This window comes from Caulobacter segnis, from assembly GCF_029543125.1.
In the GTDB taxonomy this organism is placed as follows: domain Bacteria; phylum Pseudomonadota; class Alphaproteobacteria; order Caulobacterales; family Caulobacteraceae; genus Caulobacter; species Caulobacter segnis_D.
In genome coordinates this window covers 89,682-115,385 of record NZ_JARQWW010000006.1, presented here as the reverse complement: position 1 = coordinate 115,385, position 25,704 = coordinate 89,682, and the positions used below count along the sequence as shown (strand labels likewise).

Sequence of the window (25,704 nt, the reverse complement as noted above, 5' to 3'; positions counted from 1 at the left end):
GTCCATGGCCTGGGATCTCTCACTCGATCTCATTCAGGCGACGGTGCAGGTCGAACAGGCCCTGCCCGACGGCGGGCGCACTGTCGGCACCGGTTTTCTCATCGACGCTCCCACCCCGGACGGCCGCCCGCGCACGGTTCTGGTCACCGCCGGCCACGTGCTGGAGCGCATGCCCAAGGCCAGCGCCCGCATCGGCTATCGCGTCCAGAGCGGCGACGGCGTCTGGCGCTACGATCCCCAGACCATGACCATCCGCGATGCGGGCAACCAGCCGGAGTGGGTCAAGCATCCGACCCGCGACGTGGCGGCGATCGAGGTGGTCGCCCCGCCGGAATTCGCCAAGGCGGCGATCCCCCTGGCCTGGCTGGCGGCGGACGAGACCTTCGGCAAGGTGGCGCTCGGCCCCGGCGACGAAATGATGGCTCTGGGCTTCCCGCGCGGCCTGGCCGCCAACGGCGCTGGCTTCCCGATCCTGCGTTCGGGCCGGGTGGCGTCCTACCCGCTGGGCTCGGCCGACAATTCGCCGACCTTCCTGCTCGATTTCGCGGTGTTCCCCGGCAATTCCGGCGGCCCGGTGTTCATGGCCCAGGCCGCTCGCCGTCGCCCCGGGGCGGGCGAGGCTCAGGAGGTTCAGTTCGTGGCCGGCATGCTCACCCAGCAGGTGGAGCTGAACAAGGAGCGGCTGGAGATCGGCGTGGTCACCCACGCCAAGTTCATCCGCGAGGCGGTGAACATGCTGGACGGCGTCATCCCCATCAGCAGCACCCGCGTGGCCGAAACCCTGCCCCCCACCCAGACCGCCGCCAACGCGGTCGAGGCCGGGACGATAGACTAGGGTCTTTGCGTGCTTCGAGACGCGGCTGTGCCGCTCCTCAGCATGACGAGCTTTGTTGTCTACTGAATTCGTCATCCTGAGGAGGCCGAAGGCCGTCTCGAAGGAAGCACATCACCCCACGCTGTGCCGCACGGGCGAGACGCTCCAGCATACCGTGCGCTGGTCGATCAGGTCATGGACCGGCGAGTCCGCCAGTTCGTCCATCAGTCCGTCCGCCGCCGCGCGGCCGTCCGACACCGCCGCCCAGACCAGGACGTCGGCCACGGAGCCGTCCGCCTGCTCCATGATCCGGCGGGAGCGGAAGCCGGGCTGGCGGCGCAGCCAGGCGTCCACCTCCACATTGGCGACGATGAACTCCTCCACCGAACAGCCGCGCAGGCGGAAGGTGGTGATCTCGACGGCCTCCATGACGACATGCTGGGGCGCGGGGTTCAGGGAATAGTCAATGATCCGGGCCATGCGGGCTCTCCTCGAGAGGGTGTGCGATCCTGCATCCGCGACGGGGAGAGCGGATGCGGCCGGGATGGGGTGCGCCGCGTCGCCGCGACTTGCTCCGCCATCCTGACACCCCAAGTCTGTCACGCGCCCCCGCCGTCGCGACAGGAACGATCCCGCAGGAGTCATGCACGATCCTGCAAAAACCACGGGTCGCCACTTTCGCCGGACAGCCCGCCCGCTAGGGTGAAGTCATGACCCTACCCGCGGATCCCTATGCGGAGCTCGTCTCCCTGATCACCCGGTTCACGCCGGAGGACGGACATATTCAGACCGCCATCAACGGCCTGTTCGTCGCCCGCAAGACCTCGCCCAGCGTGCCCCTGCACACTGCCCAGTGGCCGTGCCTCGCCATGGTGGTCCAGGGCGCCAAGGTGGTCCGCATCGGCGAGGAGACCCTGCGTTATGGCGTCGGCGACTATCTGCTGGTGGCCCTGGACATGCCGGTGGCCTCCTGCGTGGTGGAGGCGACGCCGGACAAGCCGCAGATCGGCTTCGGCATGGCCATCGACCCGGTGCGCCTGGGCGACCTGATGCGCCGCATCGGCGTGCCGCGCCCGGCCACGGCGGCGGACGCCGTGCGCGGCCTGGCGGTGAACACGGCGGGGCCGGACCTGCTGGACGCCGTGCTGCGCCTGATGCGCCTGCTGGAGCGTCCGCACGACATCCCCGCCCTGGCGCCCCTGATCCAGGACGAGATCCTCTACCGCCTGCTGACCGGCCCGGACGCCGCGCGCCTGCTGCACATCACGGCGGGCGAGGGCGGCGGCGGCCGGGTGGCCCGCGCCGTCAACTGGCTGCGCGACCACTACGACCAGCCCCTGCGGATCGAGGCCCTGGCCGACGCGGTGGGCATGAGCGAGTCCTCCCTGCACCACCAGTTCAAGGCGGTCACCGCCATGACCCCGCTGCAGTACCAGAAGCAGCTTCGCCTGCACGAAGCCCGCCGCCTGATGCTGGTCGAGGACGCCGACGTCTCCACCGCCGGCTTCCGCGTCGGCTACCAGAGCCCCTCCCAGTTCAGCCGCGAATACCGCCGGCTGTACGGCCTGCCCCCCGCGCGGGACGTAGAGGAGGCGCGGCGGCCGCTGGCGGCGGAGTGATCAGCCCAATCCCGTCACCCCAGGCCTGTGCCTAGGGCCCAGAGACTCCCCGTCGATCCAGAAAGCGCGGCGGCGACCACCTCTCCTGAATGATGGACTCAGCCGTTTCTGGGTCCTCGCCACAAGGGCGAGGAAGACGGGTTGAGGGGTGCTCGGGCGCGTTCGTGAAACCACCCCCTTGACCCTGCACCTACTACAGCCTGCATGAGGCGGACATCGCCGGACGAGTCGTTCGGTTATGTTATCTTATTGCAAGGCCTCAACATTTTGCGCTCACGCTTGCCTTCCCGCCGCCTCGTTCCCCTGGCGGTCGCCGCCGTCCTCGCGCCGCTCGCCCAGGCCTGGGCGCAGGAGCCGTCCGAGGGCGAAGAGGCCGTCGAGGAGGTCATCGTCCAGGCCACCCGCACCGGCCGCCGCGTCCAGGATGAGCCGATCCGCGTCGAGGTCCTCAGCCGCGAGGAGATCGAGGAGAAGATGCTGATGCGGCCCGGCGCGATCTCCATGGTCGTGGCCGAGACCGGCGGCCTGCGGGTGCAGACCACCTCGTCCTCCCTCGGCGCCTCCAACATCCGGGTGCAGGGGATGCGCGGCCGCTACACCCAGCTTTTGGCCGACGGCCTGCCCCTGTACGGCGGCCAGTCCATCGGCCTGCTGCAGATCCCGCCCACGGACCTCGGCCAGGTTGAGGTGATCAAGGGCGCGGCCTCGGCGCTCTACGGCTCCTCGGCCCTGGGCGGGGTCATCAACCTCGTCTCGCGCAAGCCGAGGGAGGCGGCGGTGGGCGAGGTGCTGCTGAACCTGACCAGCCGCAACGGGCAGGACCTCACCGCCTATGGCGACACGCCCCTGGGCGAGAAATGGAGCGCATCCCTCACCGGCGGCCTGCACCGCCAGAGCCGCCAGGACCTGGACGACGACGGCTGGACCGACATGGCCCGGTATGAGCGCTGGACCCTGCGGCCGCGCCTGTTCTGGAACGCCGACAACGGCGCCGCCGCCTTCCTCACCCTCGGCGCCATGGGCGAGGAGCGGGAGGGCGGCTCCATGCCCGGCCGCACGGCGCCGGACGGACAACCGTTCCCGGAGGCGCAGAAAAGCCGCCGCCTCGACGCCGGCCTCAACGCCCGCACGCCCCTGGGCGACCAGATGGAGGGGCATCTGCGCGCCTCCGCCATGACCCAGGATCACAAGCACCGCTTCGGCGAGGTGGTAGAGGACGACCGCCACCGCACCTTCTTCGCCGAGGCCTCGGTCTCCGGCGGGCCGGAGGGGACCTCCTGGCTGGCGGGCCTGGCGATCCAGTCCGACGACTACCGCTCCGACGCCTTCCCGGCCTTCGACTACACCTACACCGTGCCCGGCCTGTTCGCGCAGGTAGAGCATGACCTGAGTGACGTGCTGACCGTGGCCGGCAGCGCCCGCTTCGACCGGCATGACGAATACGGCTCGCGCCTCAGCCCCCGCCTGTCGGTCATGTACCGGCCGGGGCCGTGGACGGTGCGCGCCTCTCTCGGCAAGGGCTTCTACGCCCCGACACCCTTCGTGGAGGAGGTGGACGCCGCCGGCCTGTCGCGGCTGGAGCCCCTGTCCGGCCTGAAGGCCGAAACCGCCGAGACGGCCTCCCTCGACACCGGCTACGCCAAGGGGCCGTTCGAGGCGAACCTGACCGTGTTCATGTCGCACATCCACGACGGCGTGCGGCTGGAGCAGACGGGGCCGGAGCAGGTGCGTCTGGTCAACGCCCCGGGCCTGACCCGCACCGGCGGGGTGGAGGCGCTGATGCGCTATCGCTGGCGCGAGTTCACCGTCACCGGCAGCTACGTCTATGTGGACTCCTCCGAGCCAGATCCCCAGCGCGCCGGCCGCCGGGTCATTCCCCTGACGCCCAGCCACACCGCCGGCATGGTCGCCATGTGGGAGAAGCACGGCCGCGGCCGCGTGGGGCTGGAGGCCTACTACACCGGCCGCCAGTCGCTGGAGGACAACCCTTACCGTTCGGAGGGGAAGCCCTATCTGGAGGTGGGCGCCCTGGGCGAGCTGACCCTTGGCGACGTCAGCCTGTTCCTGAACCTGGAGAACATCCTGAACATCCGGCAGACCAAGCATGACTCCCTGCTGCTGCGGGCCCGCGCGCCCGATGGCCGCTGGACGGTCGACGCCTGGCAGCCGCTGGACGGTTTCGTGGTCAATGGCGGCGTGCGCCTGCGCTTCGGCGGCGGCGGACACTGAGCGGGGAGGGGCGATATGCTGACCATCGGCGAACTGGCGAAAGCCGCCAACACCAAGGTCGAGACCATCCGCTATTACGAGCGGATCGGCCTGCTGCCCGCACCGCCGCGCACGGCCGGCAACTACCGCGCCTATGGTAGGGCGGAGACGGACCGTCTGTCCTTCATCCGCCGGGCGCGCGACCTGGGGTTTCCGCTCGATCAGGTGCGGGCGCTGCTGGACCTGTCCGACCGTCGCGACCAGTCCTGCGAGGCCGTCGACGCCTTGGCCCGCTCGCACCTGGACGTGGTCGAGAGCAAGATCGCCGACCTCCAGGCCCTGGGCCGCGAACTTTCCAGCATGATCGACCAGTGCGGCCACGGCGCCATCGCCGACTGCCGCATCATCGAGGCGCTGGCGCCGCTCTCTCCGCCGTCACCCTAGGCCTTGTGCCCAGGGCCCAGAGACTCCGTGCAAACCAGTAGAGCGCGGCGGGGACCACCTTCACCAAGACGACGAGCTCAGCCGTTTCTGGGGCCTCGCCACAAGGGCGAGGAAGACGGGATGAAGAGCTTCACGGGGGAGGAAAGCAGCGTTACTCATCCCCCATGACGCCCGACCGCCGCGAAGTCGTGACTGGAAGCCTGGCCCTTGGCCTGGCGGGCGTAACCGTGTCCACCGCTGCGGGAGCCGCGCCCATGTACGGATTGATCGGCAAGATGAAGGCGACGCCGGGCCAGCGCGACGCGCTGATCGGCATCCTGCTGGAGGGCGTATCCGGCATGCCCGGCTGCCTGTCCTATGTGGTCTCCAAGGCGCCGGACGACGCCGACGCCATCTGGATCACCGAAGTGTGGGACAGCGCCGACAGCCACAAGGCCTCGCTGAAGCTGCCCTCGGTCCAGGCCGCCATCGCTAAGGGCCGCCCCCTGATCGCCGCCTTCGAAAGCCACGTGGAGACCACGCCGGTCGGCGGGCATGGGTTGAAGTAGTTTTCGGAGATTTCCGGCTCTGCCTTTCATCCGCTCATCCCGGCGAAGGCCGGCACCCAGATTCATCCAGAGCTTCAGCAGGGTTTCACCTGGGCCCGGCCGGAGCCTGTCCTCGGGCGCGCTTCGCGCGCCCCGGGCCGGGGTGAGCGGCGTTTAACTGAACAGCAGCTTCACGCTGTCCCGATACAGCAGGATGTGGCGCGTCGCCTGGCTTGGGTCGCGCAGGCCCTTGGCCAGGAGGATGGCGCCCTCGACGATGACCGTCATCTGGTCGGCCAGGGTCTCAAGATCCACGGGCATGCGCGGCGGATGGACCGCGGCGATCTCCTCCAGCCAGGTCTGGTAGCGCCGCCGCCAGCTCATCACGATCTCCAGCCCGCGAGCGCGGACGCCGGCGTCGAAGGCGCTGTCCTGGATGACGATGGCGGCCACGATGCAGCCCAGGCGCGCCTTGAGCATCTCCTCCATCACCTCGGCGGTGAACTTGAGGAAGATCAGATAGGCGTGCAGCGGGTCCTCGTGCAGGCTGCGGGCCCGGCTCTCCAGGCTGTCGAGCAGGGCTTCGTCTTCTTCGATGAAGCGGTCGATCAGTTGCCGGGCCAGGTCGTTCTTGTCCCGGAAATGGTAGAAGAACCCGCTCTTGGTGATGCCCCCGGCCTCCACCAACTCCTCGATCGAGGTGGCGGCGAAGCCCTTGTCGACGATGCGGTCGTAGGCCAAGTCCATGATGCGCGCCCGCGTCGCCGCGCCCTTGGACAGGGGTGCGGGCTGCACCGTCAGTACAGTTTTCGGGTCGGCGACATCGAGCATGGTTCGCTGAATAGCATATTTGGCATGTGAAATACCAGCGTTTTCAGAGGCTTCGCCGGTCAGCGCCGACTGCACCATCCGTCGGCTGGAGAAGCGGGCGGACGGCTTATAGATATCTGCGCCTTCCGGATCGGCGGGCATGCCGGTCCCTCATCAGACCGAGCATGCAATGACCCTCAAGGATCACCGCGGCCTGGCCGTCACCGGCGCCAGCCCCGCCGCCCTGGAGCGTTTCGAGAACGCCCTGGCCCTTTTCAACCGTTTCGGCGTCGACCCGGTCGCCGAGCTGGACGCCGCCCTGGCGGACAGCCCCGGCTTCGTCATGGCGCACGCCCTGCGCGCCTATCTGCACCTGGTCGGCACGGACCCCATCGGGCCGCTGGCCGTGCGCCATAACCTGGAGGCCGCCCGCGCCGCGGGCAATGCGCGGGAGGCGGCGCACATCCTGGCCATGGAGGCCATGATCGACGGCCGCTGGCGCAACGCCGCCCGCATCCTGGAGGACGTGGCGATCACCTGGCCCCTGGACCTGGTGGCCGTCCGCGCCGGCCACTTCGTCGACTATCTGCTGGGCGACAGCCGCATGCTGCGCGACCGCATCGGCCGCGCCCTGCCGGCCTGGAGCCCCGCGACGCCGGGTTGGCACGCCATGCTGGCCATGCACGCCTTCGGGCTGGAGGAGACCGGCGACTACGCCCGCGCCGAACGCCAGGGCCGCAAGGCGCTGGAGATCGAGGTCCGCGACGGCTGGGCCTGGCACGCCGTGGCCCACGTGCTGGAGATGCAGGGCCGCAGCGAGGAGGGCGTGCGCCTCATGAACGAGGGCGCCGGCCACTGGTCCCGCGACAACATGCTGGCCGTCCACAACTGGTGGCATCTGGCCCTCTACCACCTGGACCTGGGCGACACCGCCGAGGCCCTGCGTCTGTTCGACGGGCCGATCTATGGGGTGAAGTCACCCATCGCCTTCGACATGGTGGACGCCTCGGCCCTGCTGTGGCGGTTGAAGCTGCTGGACGTGGATGTGGGTGGCCGCTGGACCGAGGTGGCGGAGGCCTGGGCGCCGTGCCAGCCCGACAACGCCTACGCCTTCAACGACATGCACGCCATGATGGCCTTCGCCTCGGCGGGGCGTAAGGACGACGTGCGGCTGGTGCGGTCGGTGCAGTCCTCGGCCCGCGACAGCCTGGGCGACAACCGCGACTTCCTGCTCCAGGGGGGCCAGGCCGCGACCGAGGCCATGGCCGCTTTCGTGGACGGCGACTACCGCCGGGTCATCACCCTGCTGCGGCCAGTCCGCCATCAGGCCTACCGCTTCGGCGGCAGCCACGCCCAGCGGGACATCATCGACCTGACCCTGCTGGAGGCCGCCATCCGCGCCGGCGACCGCGATCTGTCCGTGGCCCTGGCGTCAGAACGGGCGGACGCCAAGCCCCACGGCGGCGCGCTGCTGCTGGCGGAACGGGTGAGGCGCGCGGCTTGAACAAACAAGAACCCTCTCCCTTGATGGGAGAGGGCAGGGTGAGGGTGATGCTGAAGTTCAGCGGATCGTCGTCCGACGCCGCATCACCCTCATCCCAACCCTTCTCCCATCAAGGGAGAAGGGCCTATTGGCCGTAAATGATTGAGATCGTCTCGGCCACGCAGGCCGGGCGGTCTTCGCCCTCGATCTCGATGGTGCATTCGTTCTTCATCTGCAGGCCGCCGGCCTTGGGCTCCACGGCGATCAGCTTCTGGCGCATCCGCACCTTCTTGCCGACGCGCACCATGTTGGTGAACCGCACCTTGTCGGTGCCGTAGTTGATGCCGCGGGTGACGCCGGTCACATGCAGCAGCTTGGCCCCCAGGAACGGGATCAGCGACAGGGTCAGGTAGCCGTGGGCGATGGGGCCGCCGATCTCGCGGGTGGCGCGCTCCACGTCCACGTGGATCCATTGGTGGTCGCCAGTGGCCTCGGCGAACTGGTTGACCCGCTCCTGGCTGATCTCGACCCAGTCGGAGACGCCAATCTCCTGGCCAACCAGGCTGGTCACCTCGTTGTAGCTGACGGTCTTCATGGACGGCTCTCCCTATTCAAACGATTGTTTCGTTCCGTTGTAACGGTCATTCTCCCCGCAAAACAAGGGAGACCGCCATGGGCGCGCCGAAGTTCGAGACCCTGCTGTACGACGTCCGCGACGGCGTCGCGACCATCACCCTGCACCGGCCGGAGAAGCTGAACGCCTTCACCGCCCGCATGATGAAGGAGCTGATGGAGGCCTTCGACAACACCGACGCCGACGACGCGGTGCGCGCGGTGATCGTCACCGGCTCTGGCCGGGCCTTCTGCGCCGGGGCGGACCTGTCGGGCGGCGGGGCCACCTTCGACCGCACCTCGCCTCAAGCCTTGGAGCGGGAGGAGGGCAAGGTCGGCGAAATCTATCGCGACGGCGGCGGCCGCGTGTCCCTGCGCATCTATGACAGCCTCAAGCCGGTGATCGCCGCCGTGAACGGCGCGGCCGTGGGCGTCGGCGCCACCATGCAGCTGCCCATGGACATCCGCTTGGCCAGCACCGACGCCAAGTTCGGCTTCGTCTTCGCCCGGCGCGGCATCACGCCCGAGGCCTGCTCCTCCTGGTTCCTGCCGCGCTTGGTCGGGCCGCAGACGGCGCTGGAGTGGTGCTTCACCGGCCGCGTCTTCGGCGCGCAGGAGGCCCTGGATCGGGGGCTGGTCCGCTCGCTCCACGCGCCGGAAGACCTGCTGCCCGCCGCCACCGCCCTGGCGCGGGAGATCGCCGACAACACCGCTCCTGTGTCCGTCGCCCTGTCGCGGCAATTGATCTGGCGCATGGCCGGGGCGACGCACCCCATGTACGCCCACATGGCCGACAGCCGGGCCATCCAGTCGCGCGGCTCCTCCGGCGACGCCAAGGAAGGCGTGACCTCGTTCCTCGAGAAACGCCCGCCCGCCTATCCCGACAAGGTCTCGCAAGACCTGCCGGATGTTTGGGAGCATTGGGACGATCCGCAGTTCCGCTGATCTTCGTTCACCATAGGGTGCGGCATTCTGTCTGTAATGAGCGGGCGGCGATGCTTTCTGGTCTGCGGATCGAAGGCTCGCCGCCTTGCGTTATTTAGGCCTCAGCGCCGGCCGATGGAGCTGTAGCGACCGCTATCGAGCGCTGATCTAGTCTTTCAAAGCGCGGGTAGATCAAAAACTGAACCTGGTTACCACATCTGCGTGTATCTTTGTTTTCGATGCAAAGATCACAGCTGTCGCTTGTCTGAATGAGCGACGTTCTATAAGTACGAATCTCCGGACTTCGGAATCAACAATTGATGCGGCGTCTCGCGGCCTCAGCAGAACAAGACGAACATGGACGATAAAGCAGAAATCATCGAGATGACGGCGGATATCGTGTCCGCTTATGTGGGCAATAATTCCGTGTCGGCCGCCGACCTGCCCTCGCTCATCCAGAGCATCCACCGCACCCTGGCTGACATCTCCACCGGCGCCGAGCCGGTCGAGGTCGCGCCCAAGGAGCCGGCCGTGCCGCTCAAGCGCTCGATCACGCCGGACTACCTCGTGTGCCTGGAAGACGGTCGCAAGTTCAAGTCGCTGAAGCGCCACCTGCGCACCAAGTACAACATGAGCCCCGAGGAATATCGGGCCAAGTGGAACCTGCCCAAGGACTATCCGATGGTCGCACCGAACTACGCCAAGGCGCGTTCGGACCTGGCCAAGCAGATGGGCCTGGGCCAGGGCGGCCGCAAACCGGCCCGCAAGGGCCGCTAAGCCCTTCCAGCCAAGCTCTACGAAGCGCCCGTCGTCCTGCCGGACGGCGGGCGTTTTGCGTTTCTGGACCTGGGTGAGCGGGCAAGCGTGGCTGTCGCCTTGCGCCGCCGAGGCCTAAACGCGTCGGGACGAGCCGGAACTGTCGTTTCGGAGCAACGCTGTTGTGCCGTTCTGGCACTTTTTTGGTCTCGTTAACCCTTTTCCGCTTGCTCGCGATTCGTTGGTTGAGCGATAGTTAATCGTCGTGATTCCAACGGCTTGTTCGGGACTCTGGAGATGGTCGCGCAATTGGGCGCTCCGGCCGCGGCGGCTCGGGCCCACCAGGAAATGTTCGCCTACTGGGCGTCCCTTCGACGGGGCTCCAGGCTGCCCAGCCGCGCGGACATCGATCCGTCAAGCATGAAGCGGCTGCTGCCCACGGTCAGCCTGATCGACGTCGTCAATGACGGGCGCGGCGGGACCGGACGCGACTACGCCCTGCGCCTGGCCGGCACCGGCCTCTACACGGTCTATGGCCGCGAGATCACCGGCCGCACCCTGGGCGAGATCTACAGCACCCCCGCCGCCGACTACTGGCGCCACGAACTCGACCGCGTGGTCGACGAGGCCAAGCCCGGCGTCGGCGTCCACAATCTCGGCTGGCGCGGCGCCGCCCACCTGTCGATCCTGTGGCTTCGCCTGCCGCTGTCCTCGGACGGACGGAAGGTCGACATGATCCTCGGCTACGACGCCGTGGTCGGAATGCAGCCGGAAATGCTGACTCAATCAGGCATCCGCGCCGCCGACGCGGCCTGACGTCAAACCCGGACGTATCCGGTATTTATTCCTATTGTGGATAACAATAGGAAACTTATCCTCACTCTGAGGCCGCGACCTAAGGTTGTCGGCGTGGCTCGACGCAAAGGGGCGTCCGGGCCAAGGAGAGTAAGGAATGACCGCCCAAACCTATGACGAGCTGCTGGAGGCCGGCCGCGATCCGCGCAAGGACCGCCTGGCCGCCGGCTTTGTGACCAGCCTCGTCGCCATGTCCACCGGCATCTCGCCGCGCGAGATCGCCGCCCGCACCCGGGCCCGCGCCGACGCCGCCCGCGCCCGTCAGATGGCCATGTACCTCACCCATGTGGCCTTCGCCTGGCCCATGGCCCGCGTGGCGGCCGCCTTCGGGCGGGACCGCACCACGGCCAGCCACGCCTGCCACCGGATTGAGGACCTGCGCGACGACGCCGCCTTCGACGCCCGCCTGACCGAGATGGAGGCCTGCCTGCGCCAGGCCCCGGCCGACGGCTGGGCCCCGGCATGAACCGCGCCGCCGCCCTGCTGGCCCGCCCCGGCGCCTGGCTGGAGGCGGCCGGCGAGGCCTATCTGGTGCGCGTCGGGCAGGACCGTCGTCGGCGGCCCCTGCTGCGCCTGGACGAGGCCGCCTTCGCCGCCCTGGCGCGCGAACCAGGCCTGAAGCCCCGCGGGCAGGGCGGTTATGTCCTGGCCCGTCCGCCCGAACCCGACGCTCCGCCCGCCGCCCGGCCTGGCGTGATGGAGGGCGAGCGCATGGTGGCGGAGGCGGACGGCCGCCTCGTCGCCCGCCGCGCCAATCTCGGGGAGTCCCCCATCGCCTGGCTGGCCCGCCGCCGCGATCCGCAGGGCCGCCCCTGGCTGACCCCGCTGCAGGCGGCCGCCGGCGAGCGCCTGCGCGACGACTTCATGCGCGCCGGAACCCTGGGCCGCCTGACCATGGCCTGGGACGCCGGCCCCCGCAGCCGGGGCGGGCGCGGTCCGGGCCTTGAGCCAGCCGAGCGAGCCCGCGCCGCCAAGGACCGCATCGCCCGGGCGCTGGACGCCGTGGGGCCGGGACTGCGGGAGATCCTGGAGCGCGTCTGCGGCGCCGGCTCCGCCCTCGACGCCACTGAACGCGCGCTGGGCCTGCCGAGGCGCTCGGGGAAGACGGTGCTGGCCTTGGCCCTGGACCGTCTGGCGGGCCACTACGGGCTTTAAAGCTCCTCCCCTGCGAAGCGGGGGAGGGGGACCACGAAGTGGTGGAGGGGGCGTGACTGGGCTCGGAGCGCGCGGACGCCCTCTCCACCGCTTCGCGGTCCCCCTTGTCTGTTGGGTTGGCGCTAGAGTGCGGACGTCTTCCGGGACGTCCGCCTGACGCGCTAACGCCAGGCGGACTGTCGGTGGAGGGGCCGTATCCACCTGAGCCCTGAGAGCTGTGGGGGAGCTGGGCCGCCGCCGACGTTTCATGACCCGAATGGTTGCAGGGACGAGAGGGTCCGGAGCCACAAGGAGGGGTCGATGGAACAGGGTAAGTCTAGCACGCGTGTAGCCGGCGTCGATGTGGGCAAGAGGCGCCTGGATGCAGCGGTTCACGGCTCGGAAGACAGGCTGGAGGTCGCCAACATTGAGGAAGGACGAGAGGCCCTGATCGGCTGGCTGAAGGCGCGGAGCGTCAGCCGTGTGGGCCTTGAGGCGACAGGCGGCTATGAGCGGGCGGTGCGAACGGATCTGGAGGCCGCGGGCTTCGAGGTTGTCGTTCACCAGCCGCTGGAAGTTCGGCTGTTCGCCCGCCTCAAGCGGCTGAAGGCCAAGAGCGATCGCATCGACGCGGCGCTGATCGCGGCGGCGACAGCGCAGGTGGATGCGGTGAAGGCCGCCCAGGACCCGCGTCTGACGAGGTTGGCCGAGCGACTGACGGCCTACGAGCAGGTGAGTGATCAACTGGCGAGGCTGAAGGCCTTCATGGAGCACGTGACCCTGAAGGATGTGGCGCGCGATCTGACGATCCAGATGCGCGCGCTCGCGCGGCTCAAGGCCAAGCTGGCCCGCAGCGTCCTGGAGGAGATCAAGGCGCACGCCGATCTGGCCGAACGTCTGAAGCTGCTGATGTCCCTGCCTGGCGTCGGGCCGATCGTCGCCGCCGGCCTCGTTGTACGCATGCCGGAACTGGGCGCCATGACCCGAGGCCAGGCCGCCAGCCTGCTCGGCGTCGCTCCCTTCGACCGGGACTCGGGCCAGTTCAGAGGCCAGCGTTTCATTACAGGCGGACGCAATCGACCGCGCCGGCTGATCTACATAGCCGCCCTAAGCGCCAAGCGATGCGACCCGGGGCTCAAAGCCTTCGCAGAACGGCTGCCCGACAAGGGCAAGCCGCCTAAGCTCATCGTCGTCGCCGTCATGCGAAAGCTCATCGAAGCCGCCAATCTCGTCCTCAGCCGAGGTCAGCCTTGGACGCCTGCCTGACATGGTTGCTCCCCCGCACGCTTCGCTACGGGGCAGGAGAAAAACGCCTAGGCCGCCCGCTCCGCGTCCGCCCGGATCCGCGCCACCATCGACGCCAGGCCGTTGGCGCGGCTCATGGACAGCATGTTGCTCAGCCCCAGCCGCGCCAAGCCCTCGCGGGCGTCGAAGGCCAGGATCTCGGCGGGCGTACGGCCGGAATAGAGGCGCAGCAGCACCCCAATGATGCCGCGCGGGATCACCGCCTCGCTGTCGCCCCGGAACACGATCGTGCCGTCGGCTTGCGGCTCGGTCACCAGCCAGGCAGGCGAGGCGCAGCCGCGCAGGGCGTTGGCCTCGGTCTGCTCGGCCGGCGACAGCCGGGGCAGGGCCTTGCCCAGCTCGATCACGTATTCGTATTGCGCGTCGCGATCCCCGATGAGTTCGAACTCTTCGACGATCTCGTTCAGCGTCTGGTCGATGGCGCTCATGAGGCGCGACTTAAGGGGGCGCGGCGCGGGGGGCAAGGCTGGCGCACGAGATCCTCCCCCTCAGGGGGAGGGGGACCGCGAAGGGGTGGAGGGGTTTGGCTGACTCAGAATGCCCCCTCCGTCCCTTTGGGACACCTCCCCCAAGGGGGAGGATTTAGGCCCCTAAACCGCCGGCAGCCTCACAACCGCCTTCAGGCCCTCGCCCTTGGCCGAGACGATCCGCAGCGTTCCGCCCATGGCGTCGCACAGCAGTTGCACGATGGGCAGGCCAAGACCCGCGCCTTCGGCCGCGCGGCTCAGGGTGCTTTCGCCCTGCTCGAACGGGCGCAGCAGGCGGGGAATGTCCAGCGGATCGACCCCGTCGCCGCAGTCCTCGATGGACAGTTCGATCATGTCGCCGTCGCGTTCAGCCCGCACGATCACGGGCGCACCGGACGGACAGTGGGCCATGGCGTTCTGCAGCAGGTTGCCGATGATGGTCCGCAGGCCGCGCGGGTCGGCGCGCACCTCCAGTTCGGGACCAACCCCGATCACCTCCAGCCGCGCCCCGCGGGCGGCCAGTTCCGCGCGCACGGGCTCGGCGGCCTGATCCAGGGCCGGGGCCAGGGCCTCGGGCGCCAGGGTCAGGTCGACCACGTGGCCTTCCAGCCGCGCGATCTCCAGGATCTGGTTCACCAACCGCAGCAGGCGGTGCCCGCTTTCGTGAACCAGCTTGGCGTACTCCTGGTACTGCGGCTGGCCGAGGGGTCCGTACAGCTCCGACGACAGGATCTCTGAGAAGCCGATGATGGCGTTGAGCGGCGTGCGCAGCTCGTGGCTGACCATGCGCAGGAAGGAGCGCTTCTGGTCATCCAGCGCCGCCTGGCGCCGGGCCGACATGCGCTGCAGGCGCGCGGCCGCGCTGTCCGTCGGCCGGGAGGCGACGGGCGCGGGCGTCTCGACGCCGTAGTTCTCGTTCAGCACCGCGCGGGCGCCTTTTTCAGACATGGACCGTTCTGGCCCCCATTAAGCATTGATGCGACCATGCGCCCTCGCGCTTACGAATCCGTTTCCGTCCACAGAGAAACGGACGACCGGGGTTCGACGGGATCGCTCCGGGGTTGTGCGGCGTGCAGAATCCGGCCGGAATGCTTATTATCCAGTGGGTTAACCATTAACCGAACCAGCGCCGTGAAAGATCACGCTCTCCAGAACCAGGGACCTTCCCGCCGGGCGACGGCTGTCGCCGGCTCGCGGGCGGCCGCCTGGCATGGCGCGTGGCTGGCGGTGACGGTGCTGGCCGCGGCGGGCCTGATCGCCGGCGCGCCCGGCGCGGCGGGCTGGCTGCTGTGCGCCCTGGCCGGCGGCGCGGCCCCGGCCCTGGCGGGCCTGACCCTGGCCTGGATGGACACGCCGCGTCTTCGCTCGACCCTGCTGGGGATCTGGGCCCTCGGCGCCGCCTGCGCCGTCCTGCTGACGGGCGGAGCCTCCGGCCCCTTGGCCGCTTGGTGCCTGGCCCCCGCCGCCGCCGCCGCCCTGCTGGGCGGTCCCGCCCGCCTGGCCCAGGGCGCGTCCCTGTCGCTGATGGTCGCGGCGCTGGCCATCCTCGCGCCCCTGGCCGGCTTTGCGCCGGTGGTGCCGCCGGGGGTGAACAGCCTGTGGCTCGGCGCCCTGGCGCTCGGCACCATCTCCCTCGGCTTCGCGGCCGGCCTGATCCTGCACGGCCGCGGCCTGACCGCCGAGGGCGCACGCGACTTCACCACGGCCTACCGCCTCAACGCCCTCATGCAGGCGCAGCCGAACCTGATCCTGGCGGTCGATCTCGACGGCCGCGTCCAGGCCGCCTTCGGCGACGCCCTTGAAGGCGTGGAGCCCGAAGCCCTGCTGGCCGGCGGCCTCGCCCTGTCGATGGCCATCGAGGACCGCCCCCGCATGGAGGCCGCCCTGCGCAAGGCCCTGGCCGACGGCGCCGCCGAGCTGGACTTCAGCCCCGCCGGCGCGCTCGACCGCACCATCGCCGCCTCGATCCGCGTCGGGCGGGAAGGGGGCCTCGTCGCCAGCCTGCGCGACGCCACCGCCGATCGCGCCCGCGAGGCGGTGCTCGAACAGGCCCGCGCCGACGCCGAGGCCATCGCCGCCAACAAGGCCCGCTTCCTGGCCAATATGAGCCACGAGCTGCGCACCCCGCTCAACGCCATCATGGGCTTCTCGGACATCATGCGCGCCAAGATGTTCGGCCCGCTGCCCGACCGCTACGCCGAGTACAGCGAGCTGATCCACGAGTCCGGCGCCCACCTGCTGGACCTGATCAACGATGTGCTCGACATGTCCAAGATCGAGGCCGAGCGCTTCCAGCTCTCGCGCGAGATCTTCGACGCCCGCGAGGCCGTCTCCGCCGCACTGCGCCTCATGCGCGTCCAGGCCGACGGCGCGGGGGTCAAGCTGCGCGGCGTCCTGCCGGCCCAGGTGATGGAGGTCGACGCCGACCGCCGGGCCATCAAGCAGATCGCCCTGAACCTGATCTCCAACGCCCTCAAGTTCACGCCCAAGAAGGGCTCGGTCACCGTCTCCACGGCGATCTACGAGGACATGTTCGAACTGATCGTCGCCGACAGCGGCGTGGGCATCTCGCCCGCCGACCTGGAACGCCTGGGCAAGCCCTTCGAACAGGCCGGCGACAACGAGCGCAAGGCCCAGGGCACCGGCCTCGGCCTGTCCCTCGTCCGCGCGTTCGCCGAACTGCACGGCGGCGAGATGCACATCGAAAGCGTCGTCGGCTCCGGCACCTCGGTGACCGTCCGCCTCCCCGTCGCCATCGGCCTCAAACCCTCCGCCCCCCCGACCATGGGCGGCAACGTCGTGGCGTTTTCGCCGGGGCGGTGAAGCGTAGCCTCTCCCACCACAAACTTCGTCACCCTAGGCCTCGTGCCTAGGGCCCAGAGACTCCGCATTGAATGGTGAAGCGCGGCGGCGCCGTCCCGCGAACCTGAACCTCAGCCGTTTCTGGGTCCTCGCCACAAGGGCGAGGATGACGGAGATTTAGAGCGCGCTCCTCCTCCCCACGAGTGGGGCAGGAGAAGGGGGTTATCTCACCAAAAACGCCCGCCCCGCCGCGAAGTCGCCCACCTCGATGTAGGCCGTCCGCACCACGTCCCCGCGCGGACCGGCGAAGACGAACTCCACGGCGATGGCTTCGCGCGGGTCCAGGGCCTCGATGGCGCGGGCCGCGGCTTCGGGGAAACGGAAGCTCATGCCGCGCTTGGTCCCCGGCGGCAGCAGGGCCTGCTCCGCCCCGCCGCGCGCCTCGGCCAGGAAGGCGCGGGTGGCGCTGCGCGGCGGCAGGCGCACGGCCAGGGGCGCCTTGCTGCCGCCCAGGCTCAGATAGGGCGTCCCGGTCTTGCCGATGTCGCGCATGACGATGCGGGCGGTGAAGGGGCGGGCGTCGTCGGCGAAGGCCACGACCGCCGCCAGGGTGGTGCGCGCCCCGCCCGCCGTGGTGGTCAGGCCGAAGATCATCCGGTCGGCGCCGAAGCTGGCCGGCTGGGACAGCCGCCACACCCCGCGCTCCTGCGAGACGGAGCGGTCGGCGGTCCAGGCGGCGATGTCCCCCGGATAGCGCTGCATGATCAGCCGGGCATAGCCCTCGAACCCGTCGCGCACCCGGCGGGCGGCGGTCTGCATGTCCTTCGACGCGCAGGCCGCCCGTCCCGCCGCCGCCTGGGCCCGTCCGGCCGCGCCCGCGATCTGGTCCGGCGTCGCCCCGGCGCGCAGGGCCGCGCCCCGCGCCTGGGCCTGGCCCGACGCCAAGGCCGCCCGCATCTGCGGCGTGAACAGCCGGCAGCGTCCGTCCGCCGCCAGCATCACCGTCCGCTCGTAATAGAGGTCCAGGGCCGAGGCCGCCCGCGCAGTCCCCCCGCTCGCGAACGTCCCCAAGGCGGCGCCGATCGCGGCGGCGAGGGTCAGGATGCGGCGCGGGCTCGTCATGGGGGCGGCGGATCACCTATGCTGTAGGTCCTGCTTAACCGCCCCGCCGGGATCGCGATAGCCAATGCTTCTCTCCACCGACATCTGGGTCGGCGCTCTCATCCGCCGCGCCCAGCAGCAGGGCGCCTTCGCCGCCGTCTCCCGCAAGGGCGACCCCCAGGCCGGCGCCGTGCTGGTCAAGGCGGTGAACCTGCGCGAACGCTCCGCCCGCCTGTTCAGCGAAGCCACGCGCGGCGACGGGGAGCGGGTGTGGATGCAGCCTGTGTGGTCCACCCTGGAGCCGGACCTCGACGCTTATATCGAACGCTCCGCCCGCATCGACCCCGACATCTGGGTGGTGGAGATCGAGGACGCCGAGGGGCGCCACTTTCTGGTCGAACCTGTGGAGACGCGTTAACCGCCTTCCTAAACCAGACCGAAAGCCTGCTTGGGCATGATGCGTTCATCATGCTCTTCCTTCTGAACGACGTGGTCCTTAGCCTGGACGCGGCCGATCTCGCGCCGCCGCTTTCAGTCGCCCAACTGGGCGCGCTGAACCTGCACGCCATCAGCCGCCTGGGCCAGGAGCTGTTTTCGGAAGAACCCCTGCTGCAGCGAAAGGCCGTGGAGCGGGCCCACCGCCTGGCCGCCCTGATCGTCTATAAACAGCCGGAAGTGAACGCCGCCCTGTTCGTGGCCCTGGCCCGCGGCGTGCCGCATGACGAGGTCGCCGTCCGCTACGCCAGCCTGGGCGTTGAGATGATGGCCGGCCTCTACGCTCGCCAGAAGGCCGGCGTCCTCACCAATATCGACGCCGACAAGGCCGTCTGGCAGCGCTTCGCGGCCTAGAACAACACCTCGAACAACATGTGAATCCCGATCGCCAGTCCGGCGAGCAGGGCGAAGCCCAGGCCGAGGCAGGCCGACGGATGCAGGTCCCCCTTGCGACGGGGCGCGAGATGATGGTCGTGGGGCACATAGGCCATATGTCGATCCTCCTGGACGGCGGGCCTCTGTCGGGCCTCTTCCGATGAAGGAACGATGACTCCAAATAACCCTTCTGGCTAGAGGGCTTTCAAACGCCGGTTTGACGCGGGTCATGGTCGCGCGTCCGGGCGGCCTACCCCCGAACGTACCCCAACAAGCCGCTCATCCTCTTTCGGGCGCACACTCGACCCAACCAAACCCCGTCATCCTCGCCCTTGTGGCGATGACCCATACGCGGCTGAAGCTCCGGGTTCGCATCGGCGGATACGGAGTGTCTGGGCCCTAGGCACGAGGCCTATGGTGACGGAGTGGAGGGTGAGGGGCATGGGCCGCCTTGTGGCCCAGTTTGCGGATGCCGACCCGGCCCTAGCGCCGCGCCAGCTTCGAGTTGCGGAACCCGTAGGCAAAGTAGAATGCGCAAGCGACCGCGATCCACAGGCCGAACAGGAGGTACGTGTCCCACGGCAGGTTGACGATCAGGTACAGGCAGAACCCGACGCTCGCCAACGGCAGCAGGGGGAACAGCGGCACCTTGTACTTGCGCGGCAGGTCCGGCCGCGTCCGCCGCAGGATCAGCACGGCCGCCGACACGATCCCAAACGCGATCAGCGTCCCCATGCTGGTCAGGTTGACCAGCACGTCCAGCGGCACCAGCGCCGCCAGGGTGGCGATGGTGATCGCCACCACGATGGTGTTCAGCCGCGGCGCGCCCCGCCGGTCCAGGGTCTGCATGAAGTGCGGCATCAGGCCGTCGCGGCTCATGGCGTACAGGATCCGCGTCTGGCCATAGATGGTCACCAGGGTGATCGAGAAGATCGACGCGATGGCCCCCAGGCACAGCACCAGCGACGGCCACGACGCCCCGGTGATGTTGCGCAGGATCACCGCCAACCCCGCGTCCTGTCCCTCGAACTGCGTCCAGGGCTGCGCCCCCACGGCGGCCAAGGCCACCAGGATGTAGATGCCGGTGACGATCACCAGCGACAGCACGATGCCCAGGGGCAGGTTGCGCTCGGGATCCTTGACCTCCTCCGCCGCCGTCGAGACCGTGTCGATGCCGATATAGGAGAAGAAGATCGAGCTGGCCGCCGCCCCGATCCCCGCCACGCCCAGCGGCGCGAACGGCCGCAGGTTCTCGGCCGAGAACGCCGTGAACGCCATGACGATGAAGAACACCAGCACCGCCAGCTTGGCCACCACCAGGATGGCGTTGACCAGCATGCTCTCCTTCGCCCCACGCAGCAGCAGCACCGCGCACATCAGCACCAGGAACACCGCCGGCAGATTCACCACCCCTCCCGCGCCGGGCGGCTGGGCGATGGCGTCCGGCATCCGCCAGCCGCCCACGTCGAACAAAAGCTCGTTCAGATACTGCCCCCAGCCCACCGCGATGGCCGAGGTCGACACCGCGTACTCCAGCAGCAGGCACGCCCCGACGATGAAGGCCACGAACTCGCCAAGCGTGGCGTAGGTGTAGGAATAGGCCGATCCCGACGCCGGGATGATCGAAGCCAGCTCCGCGTAGCACAGGGCCGTCAGCCCCGCCGTGATCCCCGCCACCACAAAGGCCACGGTCACCGCCGGGCCGGCTTCCGGCACGGCGGTGGTCAGGGCCACGAAGATCCCCGTCCCGATGGTCGCCCCGATGCCCAGCATGACCAGCTGCAGCAGGCCCATGGTCCGATGCAGACTGTCCGGCTCGCCCCCGATCGGCTTGCGGCGGAAAAGATCGCTGAGCTGCATGGGTGCTGATCCCGGCCCGTGATGAAGGCGCGGCTTATAGGCTGGAGGACGGGGTGGGGGAAGCGCTGCTGACTTACTCGCTCTTCAACCGCTCACCCCGGCGAAGGCCGGGGCCCAGGTCGTAGAGCGCCGAGCCTCGTCATCTGGACCCCGGCCTTCGCCGGGTGAGCGGAGTGGGGGCAGGTCAGCCAGCCCCTACCGCGCGGCCGACCAGAGGAACACGAAGTTGCGGTGCTCCGCCCAGGTTTGGCCCTGGATGGTCGCTCCGGTTAGGCAGGCGGCGGTGTGGTACGGGCCCTTGCCGTCGGTCGTGCGGAACGAGACGCAGACCCGCTCGCCCTTCTTCTTCCAGCGGCCGGCCTCGATGGTGCTGTCGTAGAAGTCGCCGGTCACGCTGCCGTCGGGCTGAAGCGCGAGGTTCATGGCCTTGATGTACGGCTCGTCGGCCTTGACCGACAAATCCACCGACCATCGTCCGTTCATCGCCAGAACATCAGCGGGCGGCGTCGAAAGCGCGCCCGACAGGGCCAAGGCGGCAAGCAGCATAGGCGTCTCCTTCGCCGCGAAGCGTGGCCGGAGCTCCCCAGGGCCGCAAGTTACAGTGTGGTAATTCCGGCGGGCCGCGCCTTGACGGCTATTTCGCCGAAAGGTTGTATCGCGCCATGATCTCCAACGATCCCTCGACCCGCCCTTGGGAGCGAAAGCCGAAGAGTGTGTGGTCTTACGGCCGCCAGCCCGTGCCTTGGCCGGTCATGGCTGTGCCCATGGGAACGTCGCTGCTGACCGCGCTGTTCGGCAAGGGGGTCGGCATCACATGGCTGCTCACCAGCGGGCTTGTGGTCGGCGGCTATTACTTCTGGAAGAATTGGCGGGCCGGGAATTTCCGCTGACGTCCGGCGTTCAGGGCGCATGGGGCGCGGCGGGTCGAGCTCTTGCAAAGCTGTGGGGTGACCGCGCCCCCTGGGAATTACGCCCCCAGTGCCTGACCTCGCGGCCAGGACCGTCACCATAGGCGGCGCGCGCAATGCCTTGGGTTATAAAGTGTTGCTGCACTTTACCCGCCCGCGCTCCGGCGGTTGGGGGCAGACGGCCCCGCGGTGGGGCGGCGGCCGTCTGATCTGCGTGGCGCTGTCGCGCCGGCAGGCGTCGCGGGTCTTACGGGCTGATCGAGCGGGGGCGAAGCACTGTCGCCTGAGAGGCGAATTCGGGGAGCATTTTTCCACCGCTCACCCCGGCGAAGGCCGGGGCCCAAGCCGAGCCAGAGCTAGTCGCATAGGTGGCGGATCGATCCGGAGAGTCAGCTTGGATCCCGGCATTCGCCGGGATGAGCGGAAATTGGGGCGTGTATGCGAGCCTCAATCCGGTACGCGGCGGCTGCGGTTGAACAGCACCCAGTAGGCCGAGCCAAACGTCACCGCCAGGCCGACCGGCAAGCCGATGAAGGCCGCGTCTTTGCCAAAGGCCAGCCCGCAGCCGAGCGGTATGGCGAGGCCGACAGTCACGATGCCGAACAGCGCCGCCCAGCCCTTGGCATTCACCGGCCACGCCTTCAGCCGGCGCCCGACATACCGGTGGTTCCACCAGATTTCCTTGGTCATGCGCCCCTCCGACGAACAACCTATCGGCGAAGGGCCGCTTCACCAAGCCGGGCCCTATCCCCCCGGAAACAGCCAAGGCGCGCTCAGCGCCAGGAGCTGCACCGCGATGGCGGCGCCCAGGCCCCAGAACCAGCCCGGCACATGCATCCGATGCGGCAGGCTCAGGGCCTGGCCAGGCGACAGGGGACTCGACGCGCCCGGCGGCGGGGGCGGGGAGAGCAGGGCCGGGGCCTTGCGCAGCCGCGCCTCCACGAACGCCCAGCAGGTCTTCAGCAGCAGGGCGTCGCCATAGGCGTTGTCGGGCCGGCCGGGGTCGAAGCGCAGCATGGCGATTTGGTCCTCTAGGTCCGGCGTTCCTTTGCGCAGGTCGCGGCGGCCCAGCAGTTCGCGCATCTCGATGATCTCGACCTCCCGCGCCTCGACGCGCAGGGGTTGCAGGGCCTCGTCGTCCAGCAGGTGGGCCACCACCACGCGCTCGTGGTCGAACAGCTGGCCGATCAGCAGCACCGCCGCCAGGGCCGAGGCGGTGGGGGTCCACAGACCCGGGTGCAACGGCTCGGCGTTCCAGGTCACCGAGACCTGCAGCTTCACCTCCCCCTGGCTGTCCAGAGCGCAGTATTCGACCACCTTCTCCTGCCAGTCTTCGCAGACCAGGCGTGAGGCGAAGAACACCGGCGCGGCCGGCAGCGCTCCGGGCCGGTGGTCGGCCAGGCGCGTGATCGTGTTCGTGCGTCCGTCGGTCATTGCGCCCCCTAATGCGCTCGCCGTTGGTGAGGCCGTATCCGAACGCCGGCCGTTGACGGACGCCTAGTTGCCGCGCAAGCGCTGCCAGAGCAATGTTCGCTCTGTCGCAACTTGTGATGACACGCTCTCGCGCGCGGTCTGCGATGGCTGTCCTTGCAAGGGTTTGTGGGGTGCGAAGAGGCACGATGAGTATGGAGCCCGCGTCGCCGACGCCGCTCAAGGTCGTCCTGGTCGAGGACGACGTCGCCTTTCAACAGGCGTTCCGCACGGCCCTGGCCGAGGCCGGCGACCTGTCCATGGTCGGCGTCGCCGCCACCGCCGCCGAGGCGCGCGCCCTGATGGACGGGCCGTCGCCCGACGTCCTGGTGGTCGATCTGGGCCTGCCCGACGCCTCGGGCATCGAGGTGATCCGCGAGGCCCACGCCCGCTGGCCCGACTGCGCCATCATGGTCGCCACCACCTTCGCCGACGAGCGTCACGTCATCGCCTCCATCGAGGCGGGGGCCAGCGGCTATCTGCTGAAGGACAGCCCCCTGCCGACCATCGCCGAGGACATCCGCGTCCTGCACGCTGGCGGCAGCCCGATCAGCCCCCGCATCGCCCGCCAGGTCCTGATGCGCTTCCGCCCCGACGAGAAGGCCGCGCCCGAAGAGCCGGCTTCCGAGGGGGCCGACATCAAGTCCGGCGTCCCCAGCCTGTCCGAGCGCGAAAAGGAGGCGCTGCAACTCATCACCCGTGGCTTCTCCTTCGAGGAGATCGCCGAGCTGATGGGCGTGTCGCGCAACACGGTCCTCACCTTCGTGCGCCGCATCTACGCCAAGCTGGAGGTCCGCTCGAAGACCGAGGCGGTGTTCGAGGCCCGCGCCTATGGCCTCCTCTAGCCCGCGCCGCTGGCGCAGATGGGCGGCCTGGGGGGCGGCGACTGTCGCCCTGGCCGTGGGCCTCTGCCTCATCCAGGCCCAGGCGGGGGGAGAGCGGATCACCGCCGCCCGCATGACGGTCGTCGAGACAGTCGGCTATCAGCGCGCCCCCGCCGTCACCCCGGCGGAGCTCCGCGCGGGCGGCCGCCCCGTGACCATGCCCCACGCGCCCAAGCCGGACTGGACCCCCACCGCCGAGGCCGATCCGGACCGCATCGCCACCCGCGTCACTTGGTACGCCATGGCTGTCCCGCCGCTGCCCGACGACGGGCGGCAGCTCTATCTGTTCGCCCCGCGCTGGAAATCCGACGGCTCCCTATCGATCTACGCCGACGGCAAGCTGATCCATCAGACCCACGCCAACCTGCAATGGAACGGCTCCAACCAGCCGGTGTGGGTGGCTCTGCCCCGCAGCGACGCCGATCATCCGCCCAGGACTCTCGACATCCGCTTGCAGCATGTCCGCGGCATCGGGGGGGCGTTTTCCTCCGTCTGGATCGGCGACTACCGCCAGCTCGCCCCGCACTACTATCTGCGCGACTTCTTCCAGGTGCGGCTGACGGCCTTCGTATCGGTCGCCTTCCTCGCCACCGGCGTCTTCGCCCTGTCCGTCTGGTTCACCCGGCGGAAGGAGCCGATCTACCTGCTGTATTTCCTGATGTCGGTGGTCTGCTTCGCGCGGATGCTGCACACCTTCGTGGGCACGCATCCGCTGTTCGTCTCCGACGCCTGGTTCGGCTGGCTGACGGTCAATTCGCTGTTCTGGATGCTGACCGTCCTGCACCTGTTCGCGGGACAGCTTCACCGGGCGCGGCAGCCGATCCTCACCGCCACCACCGTGGCCAACACCCTGTTCTGGAGCTTGGCCACCCTGCCGGGCCTGCTGGATGCGACGCTGATCGCCGCGCCTATCTACGCCAACGTCATCGTCCTGGGGCTGGTGGTCGGCTTCAACGGCGTGGTCCAGTCACACAAGGCGCGGTCGCACTTCGCCATGCTGCTGTCGGTGTGGTGCATCGTGACCCTGCTGGCCGGCATCTATGACCTGGGCCTGCAGCAGAACCTGGTGAACATCGAAAGCGTGTTCTTCACCAACTTCACGGGCGTCGGGTTCACCCTGCTGTTCTGGTACATCATGTTCAGCCGCTACACCGAGGCGCTGGAGACCGCGACCCGGGCCAAGGCCGATCTGGCCGCCCGCCTGGCCAAGCGCGAGGCCGAGCTGACCGCCAGCCACGCCCAGCTGCGCGAGATCGAGCACCGCGAACTCCTCCACCAGGAGCGCCAGCGCCTGATGCAGGACATGCACGACGGCCTGGGCTCCAGCCTCGTCACCGCCCTGCGCGCCTTCGAGAACGACCGCGCCGACGACCTGGACGCCGTGGGCATCCTGCGCGCCTGCATCGACGACCTGAAGCTGACCATCGACTCCATGGAGCCGGTGGAGACCGACCTGCTGCTCCTCCTCGCCACCCTGCGCTTCCGGCTTCAGCCGCGCTTGCAGGCGGCGGGGGTCAAGCTGACCTGGAGCGTGGGCGAGGCGCCGCCCCTGGACTGGCTGGACCAGCGTCACGCCCTGCACATCCTACGCATCGTCCAGGAGGCCTTCGCCAACATCCTGAAGCACGCCGGCGCCCGCCAGGTGGCCGTGGCCGTGCGCACCGAGGGCGACCGCGTCCTGGTCAGCATCCAGGACGACGGCAAGGGCTTCGACCCCGCCCGCGCCGCCGCCGGCCGAGGCCTCGCCAACCAACGCCGCCGCGCCGACGCCATCGGCGCCATGGTCATCTGGGAGCCCGTGACCAAAGGCAGCCGCCTGGTGCTGAGCCTGCCGGTGACGAAGGGGTAGGA

General features: G+C 69.2%; 29 protein-coding genes. 18 read left to right on the top strand and 11 right to left on the bottom strand.

Annotation, left to right across the window (positions count from 1 at the left end; translation table 11 throughout):
* The first annotated feature begins 4 nt into the window (after positions 1 to 4).
* Positions 5 to 835, top strand: coding sequence for a trypsin-like serine peptidase (locus P7B02_RS17655; protein ID WP_277787674.1), 831 nt, complete (start codon positions 5 to 7; stop codon positions 833 to 835).
* A gap of 111 nt (positions 836 to 946) precedes the next feature.
* On the opposite strand, the gene P7B02_RS17650 is transcribed toward P7B02_RS17655, so the two are convergent.
* A complete protein-coding gene (locus tag P7B02_RS17650) occupies positions 947 to 1,294 on the bottom strand; it encodes a hypothetical protein (protein ID WP_277787673.1) in 348 nt (115 codons plus the stop codon).
* Positions 1,295 to 1,524: 230 nt separating this feature from the next.
* Between P7B02_RS17650 and P7B02_RS17645 the strand changes: the two genes are divergently transcribed.
* The 4 genes from P7B02_RS17645 to P7B02_RS17630 all read left to right on the top strand — a co-directional run bounded on the left by P7B02_RS17645 (position 1,525) and on the right by P7B02_RS17630 (position 5,633).
* Entirely contained in the window at positions 1,525 to 2,433 is a 909-nt protein-coding gene (locus P7B02_RS17645; RefSeq protein WP_277787672.1) for an AraC family transcriptional regulator, read from the top strand.
* A 279-nt stretch (positions 2,434 to 2,712) separates the two neighbouring features.
* Positions 2,713 to 4,662 (top strand): TonB-dependent receptor plug domain-containing protein, encoded by a 1,950-nt coding sequence (locus tag P7B02_RS17640; protein ID WP_277787671.1) that lies wholly within the window; start codon positions 2,713 to 2,715, stop codon positions 4,660 to 4,662.
* Positions 4,663 to 4,677: 15 nt separating this feature from the next.
* Positions 4,678 to 5,085 (top strand): MerR family transcriptional regulator, encoded by a 408-nt coding sequence (locus tag P7B02_RS17635; RefSeq protein ID WP_277787670.1) that lies wholly within the window; start codon positions 4,678 to 4,680, stop codon positions 5,083 to 5,085.
* Between the two features lie 164 nt (positions 5,086 to 5,249).
* A complete protein-coding gene (locus P7B02_RS17630) occupies positions 5,250 to 5,633 on the top strand; it encodes a putative quinol monooxygenase (RefSeq protein WP_277787669.1) in 384 nt (127 codons plus the stop codon).
* A gap of 153 nt (positions 5,634 to 5,786) precedes the next feature.
* Here P7B02_RS17630 and P7B02_RS17625 read toward each other — a convergent pair whose 3' ends face one another.
* Positions 5,787 to 6,443: a TetR/AcrR family transcriptional regulator gene (locus tag P7B02_RS17625; RefSeq protein WP_277787668.1), complete on the bottom strand. Its 657-nt coding sequence runs from the start codon at positions 6,441 to 6,443 to the stop codon at positions 5,787 to 5,789.
* 169 nt (positions 6,444 to 6,612) lie between these two features.
* Between P7B02_RS17625 and P7B02_RS17620 the strand changes: the two genes are divergently transcribed.
* Positions 6,613 to 7,926, top strand: a complete 1,314-nt coding sequence (locus P7B02_RS17620) for a tetratricopeptide repeat protein (RefSeq protein ID WP_277787667.1) — start codon at positions 6,613 to 6,615, stop codon at positions 7,924 to 7,926.
* 124 nt (positions 7,927 to 8,050) lie between these two features.
* Here P7B02_RS17620 and P7B02_RS17615 read toward each other — a convergent pair whose 3' ends face one another.
* Positions 8,051 to 8,500, bottom strand: coding sequence for a MaoC family dehydratase (locus P7B02_RS17615; RefSeq protein ID WP_277787666.1), 450 nt, complete (start codon positions 8,498 to 8,500; stop codon positions 8,051 to 8,053).
* Between the two features lie 77 nt (positions 8,501 to 8,577).
* Between P7B02_RS17615 and P7B02_RS17610 the strand changes: the two genes are divergently transcribed.
* From P7B02_RS17610 to P7B02_RS17585, 6 genes are all read left to right on the top strand, one after another.
* The gene (locus tag P7B02_RS17610; protein WP_277787665.1) at positions 8,578 to 9,462 is read left to right on the top strand and encodes a crotonase/enoyl-CoA hydratase family protein; all 885 of its coding nucleotides are present in this window, start codon (positions 8,578 to 8,580) and stop codon (positions 9,460 to 9,462) included.
* A gap of 336 nt (positions 9,463 to 9,798) precedes the next feature.
* Complete coding sequence (locus tag P7B02_RS17605; RefSeq protein ID WP_277787664.1) at positions 9,799 to 10,218, top strand: MucR family transcriptional regulator; 420 nt, start codon at positions 9,799 to 9,801, stop codon at positions 10,216 to 10,218.
* A 276-nt stretch (positions 10,219 to 10,494) separates the two neighbouring features.
* On the top strand, positions 10,495 to 11,013 hold the full coding sequence (locus tag P7B02_RS17600; protein ID WP_277787663.1) for a PAS domain-containing protein: 519 nt from the start codon (positions 10,495 to 10,497) through the stop codon (positions 11,011 to 11,013).
* A gap of 136 nt (positions 11,014 to 11,149) precedes the next feature.
* The gene (locus tag P7B02_RS17595; protein ID WP_277787662.1) at positions 11,150 to 11,518 is read left to right on the top strand and encodes a helix-turn-helix domain-containing protein; all 369 of its coding nucleotides are present in this window, start codon (positions 11,150 to 11,152) and stop codon (positions 11,516 to 11,518) included.
* Complete coding sequence (locus P7B02_RS17590; RefSeq protein WP_277787661.1) at positions 11,515 to 12,207, top strand: DUF6456 domain-containing protein; 693 nt, start codon at positions 11,515 to 11,517, stop codon at positions 12,205 to 12,207. Before P7B02_RS17595 ends, P7B02_RS17590 begins: the two co-directional genes overlap by 4 nt.
* Positions 12,208 to 12,507: 300 nt before the next feature.
* Positions 12,508 to 13,452 (top strand): IS110 family transposase, encoded by a 945-nt coding sequence (locus tag P7B02_RS17585; protein WP_277787660.1) that lies wholly within the window; start codon positions 12,508 to 12,510, stop codon positions 13,450 to 13,452.
* Positions 13,453 to 13,499: 47 nt separating this feature from the next.
* Here P7B02_RS17585 and P7B02_RS17580 read toward each other — a convergent pair whose 3' ends face one another.
* Positions 13,500 to 13,919, bottom strand: coding sequence for a SufE family protein (locus tag P7B02_RS17580; RefSeq protein WP_277787659.1), 420 nt, complete (start codon positions 13,917 to 13,919; stop codon positions 13,500 to 13,502).
* 162 nt (positions 13,920 to 14,081) lie between these two features.
* Positions 14,082 to 14,906: a sensor histidine kinase gene (locus tag P7B02_RS17575; protein WP_277787658.1), complete on the bottom strand. Its 825-nt coding sequence runs from the start codon at positions 14,904 to 14,906 to the stop codon at positions 14,082 to 14,084.
* A 183-nt stretch (positions 14,907 to 15,089) separates the two neighbouring features.
* Between P7B02_RS17575 and P7B02_RS17570 the strand changes: the two genes are divergently transcribed.
* Positions 15,090 to 16,781 carry a sensor histidine kinase gene (locus P7B02_RS17570; RefSeq protein ID WP_277787657.1) on the top strand — a complete coding sequence of 564 codons (1,692 nt, stop codon included), beginning with the start codon at positions 15,090 to 15,092 and terminating at the stop codon, positions 16,779 to 16,781.
* Between the two features lie 201 nt (positions 16,782 to 16,982).
* On the opposite strand, the gene P7B02_RS17565 is transcribed toward P7B02_RS17570, so the two are convergent.
* Positions 16,983 to 17,882, bottom strand: coding sequence for a hypothetical protein (locus tag P7B02_RS17565; protein ID WP_277787656.1), 900 nt, complete (start codon positions 17,880 to 17,882; stop codon positions 16,983 to 16,985).
* Positions 17,883 to 17,946: 64 nt separating this feature from the next.
* Between P7B02_RS17565 and P7B02_RS17560 the strand changes: the two genes are divergently transcribed.
* Positions 17,947 to 18,279 (top strand): DUF1491 family protein, encoded by a 333-nt coding sequence (locus P7B02_RS17560; RefSeq protein ID WP_277787655.1) that lies wholly within the window; start codon positions 17,947 to 17,949, stop codon positions 18,277 to 18,279.
* Positions 18,280 to 18,329: 50 nt separating this feature from the next.
* Positions 18,330 to 18,710: a hypothetical protein gene (locus P7B02_RS17555; protein WP_277787654.1), complete on the top strand. Its 381-nt coding sequence runs from the start codon at positions 18,330 to 18,332 to the stop codon at positions 18,708 to 18,710.
* Here P7B02_RS17555 and P7B02_RS17550 read toward each other — a convergent pair.
* The 3 genes from P7B02_RS17550 to P7B02_RS17540 form a co-directional block, all read right to left on the bottom strand.
* Complete coding sequence (locus P7B02_RS17550) at positions 18,707 to 18,847, bottom strand: hypothetical protein (protein WP_277787653.1); 141 nt, start codon at positions 18,845 to 18,847, stop codon at positions 18,707 to 18,709. The genes P7B02_RS17555 and P7B02_RS17550 overlap by 4 nt on opposite strands.
* Before the next feature lie 367 nt (positions 18,848 to 19,214).
* Positions 19,215 to 20,591 carry an APC family permease gene (locus P7B02_RS17545; protein ID WP_277787652.1) on the bottom strand — a complete coding sequence of 459 codons (1,377 nt, stop codon included), beginning with the start codon at positions 20,589 to 20,591 and terminating at the stop codon, positions 19,215 to 19,217.
* Between the two features lie 195 nt (positions 20,592 to 20,786).
* On the bottom strand, positions 20,787 to 21,137 hold the full coding sequence (locus tag P7B02_RS17540; protein WP_277787651.1) for a hypothetical protein: 351 nt from the start codon (positions 21,135 to 21,137) through the stop codon (positions 20,787 to 20,789).
* Between the two features lie 116 nt (positions 21,138 to 21,253).
* Between P7B02_RS17540 and P7B02_RS17535 the strand changes: the two genes are divergently transcribed.
* A complete protein-coding gene (locus P7B02_RS17535) occupies positions 21,254 to 21,481 on the top strand; it encodes a hypothetical protein (protein WP_277787650.1) in 228 nt (75 codons plus the stop codon).
* Between the two features lie 465 nt (positions 21,482 to 21,946).
* Here the strand turns inward: P7B02_RS17535 and P7B02_RS17530 are convergent, their stop codons facing one another.
* Positions 21,947 to 22,189, bottom strand: coding sequence for a hypothetical protein (locus P7B02_RS17530; protein ID WP_277787649.1), 243 nt, complete (start codon positions 22,187 to 22,189; stop codon positions 21,947 to 21,949).
* A 54-nt stretch (positions 22,190 to 22,243) separates the two neighbouring features.
* Positions 22,244 to 22,933, bottom strand: coding sequence for a hypothetical protein (locus tag P7B02_RS17525; RefSeq protein WP_277787648.1), 690 nt, complete (start codon positions 22,931 to 22,933; stop codon positions 22,244 to 22,246).
* A gap of 185 nt (positions 22,934 to 23,118) precedes the next feature.
* Between P7B02_RS17525 and P7B02_RS17520 the strand changes: the two genes are divergently transcribed.
* On the top strand, positions 23,119 to 23,814 hold the full coding sequence (locus tag P7B02_RS17520) for a response regulator (protein WP_277787647.1): 696 nt from the start codon (positions 23,119 to 23,121) through the stop codon (positions 23,812 to 23,814).
* Entirely contained in the window at positions 23,801 to 25,702 is a 1,902-nt protein-coding gene (locus P7B02_RS17515; protein WP_277787646.1) for a sensor histidine kinase, read from the top strand. Before P7B02_RS17520 ends, P7B02_RS17515 begins: the two co-directional genes overlap by 14 nt.
* The last annotated feature ends 2 nt before the right edge of the window (positions 25,703 to 25,704 follow it).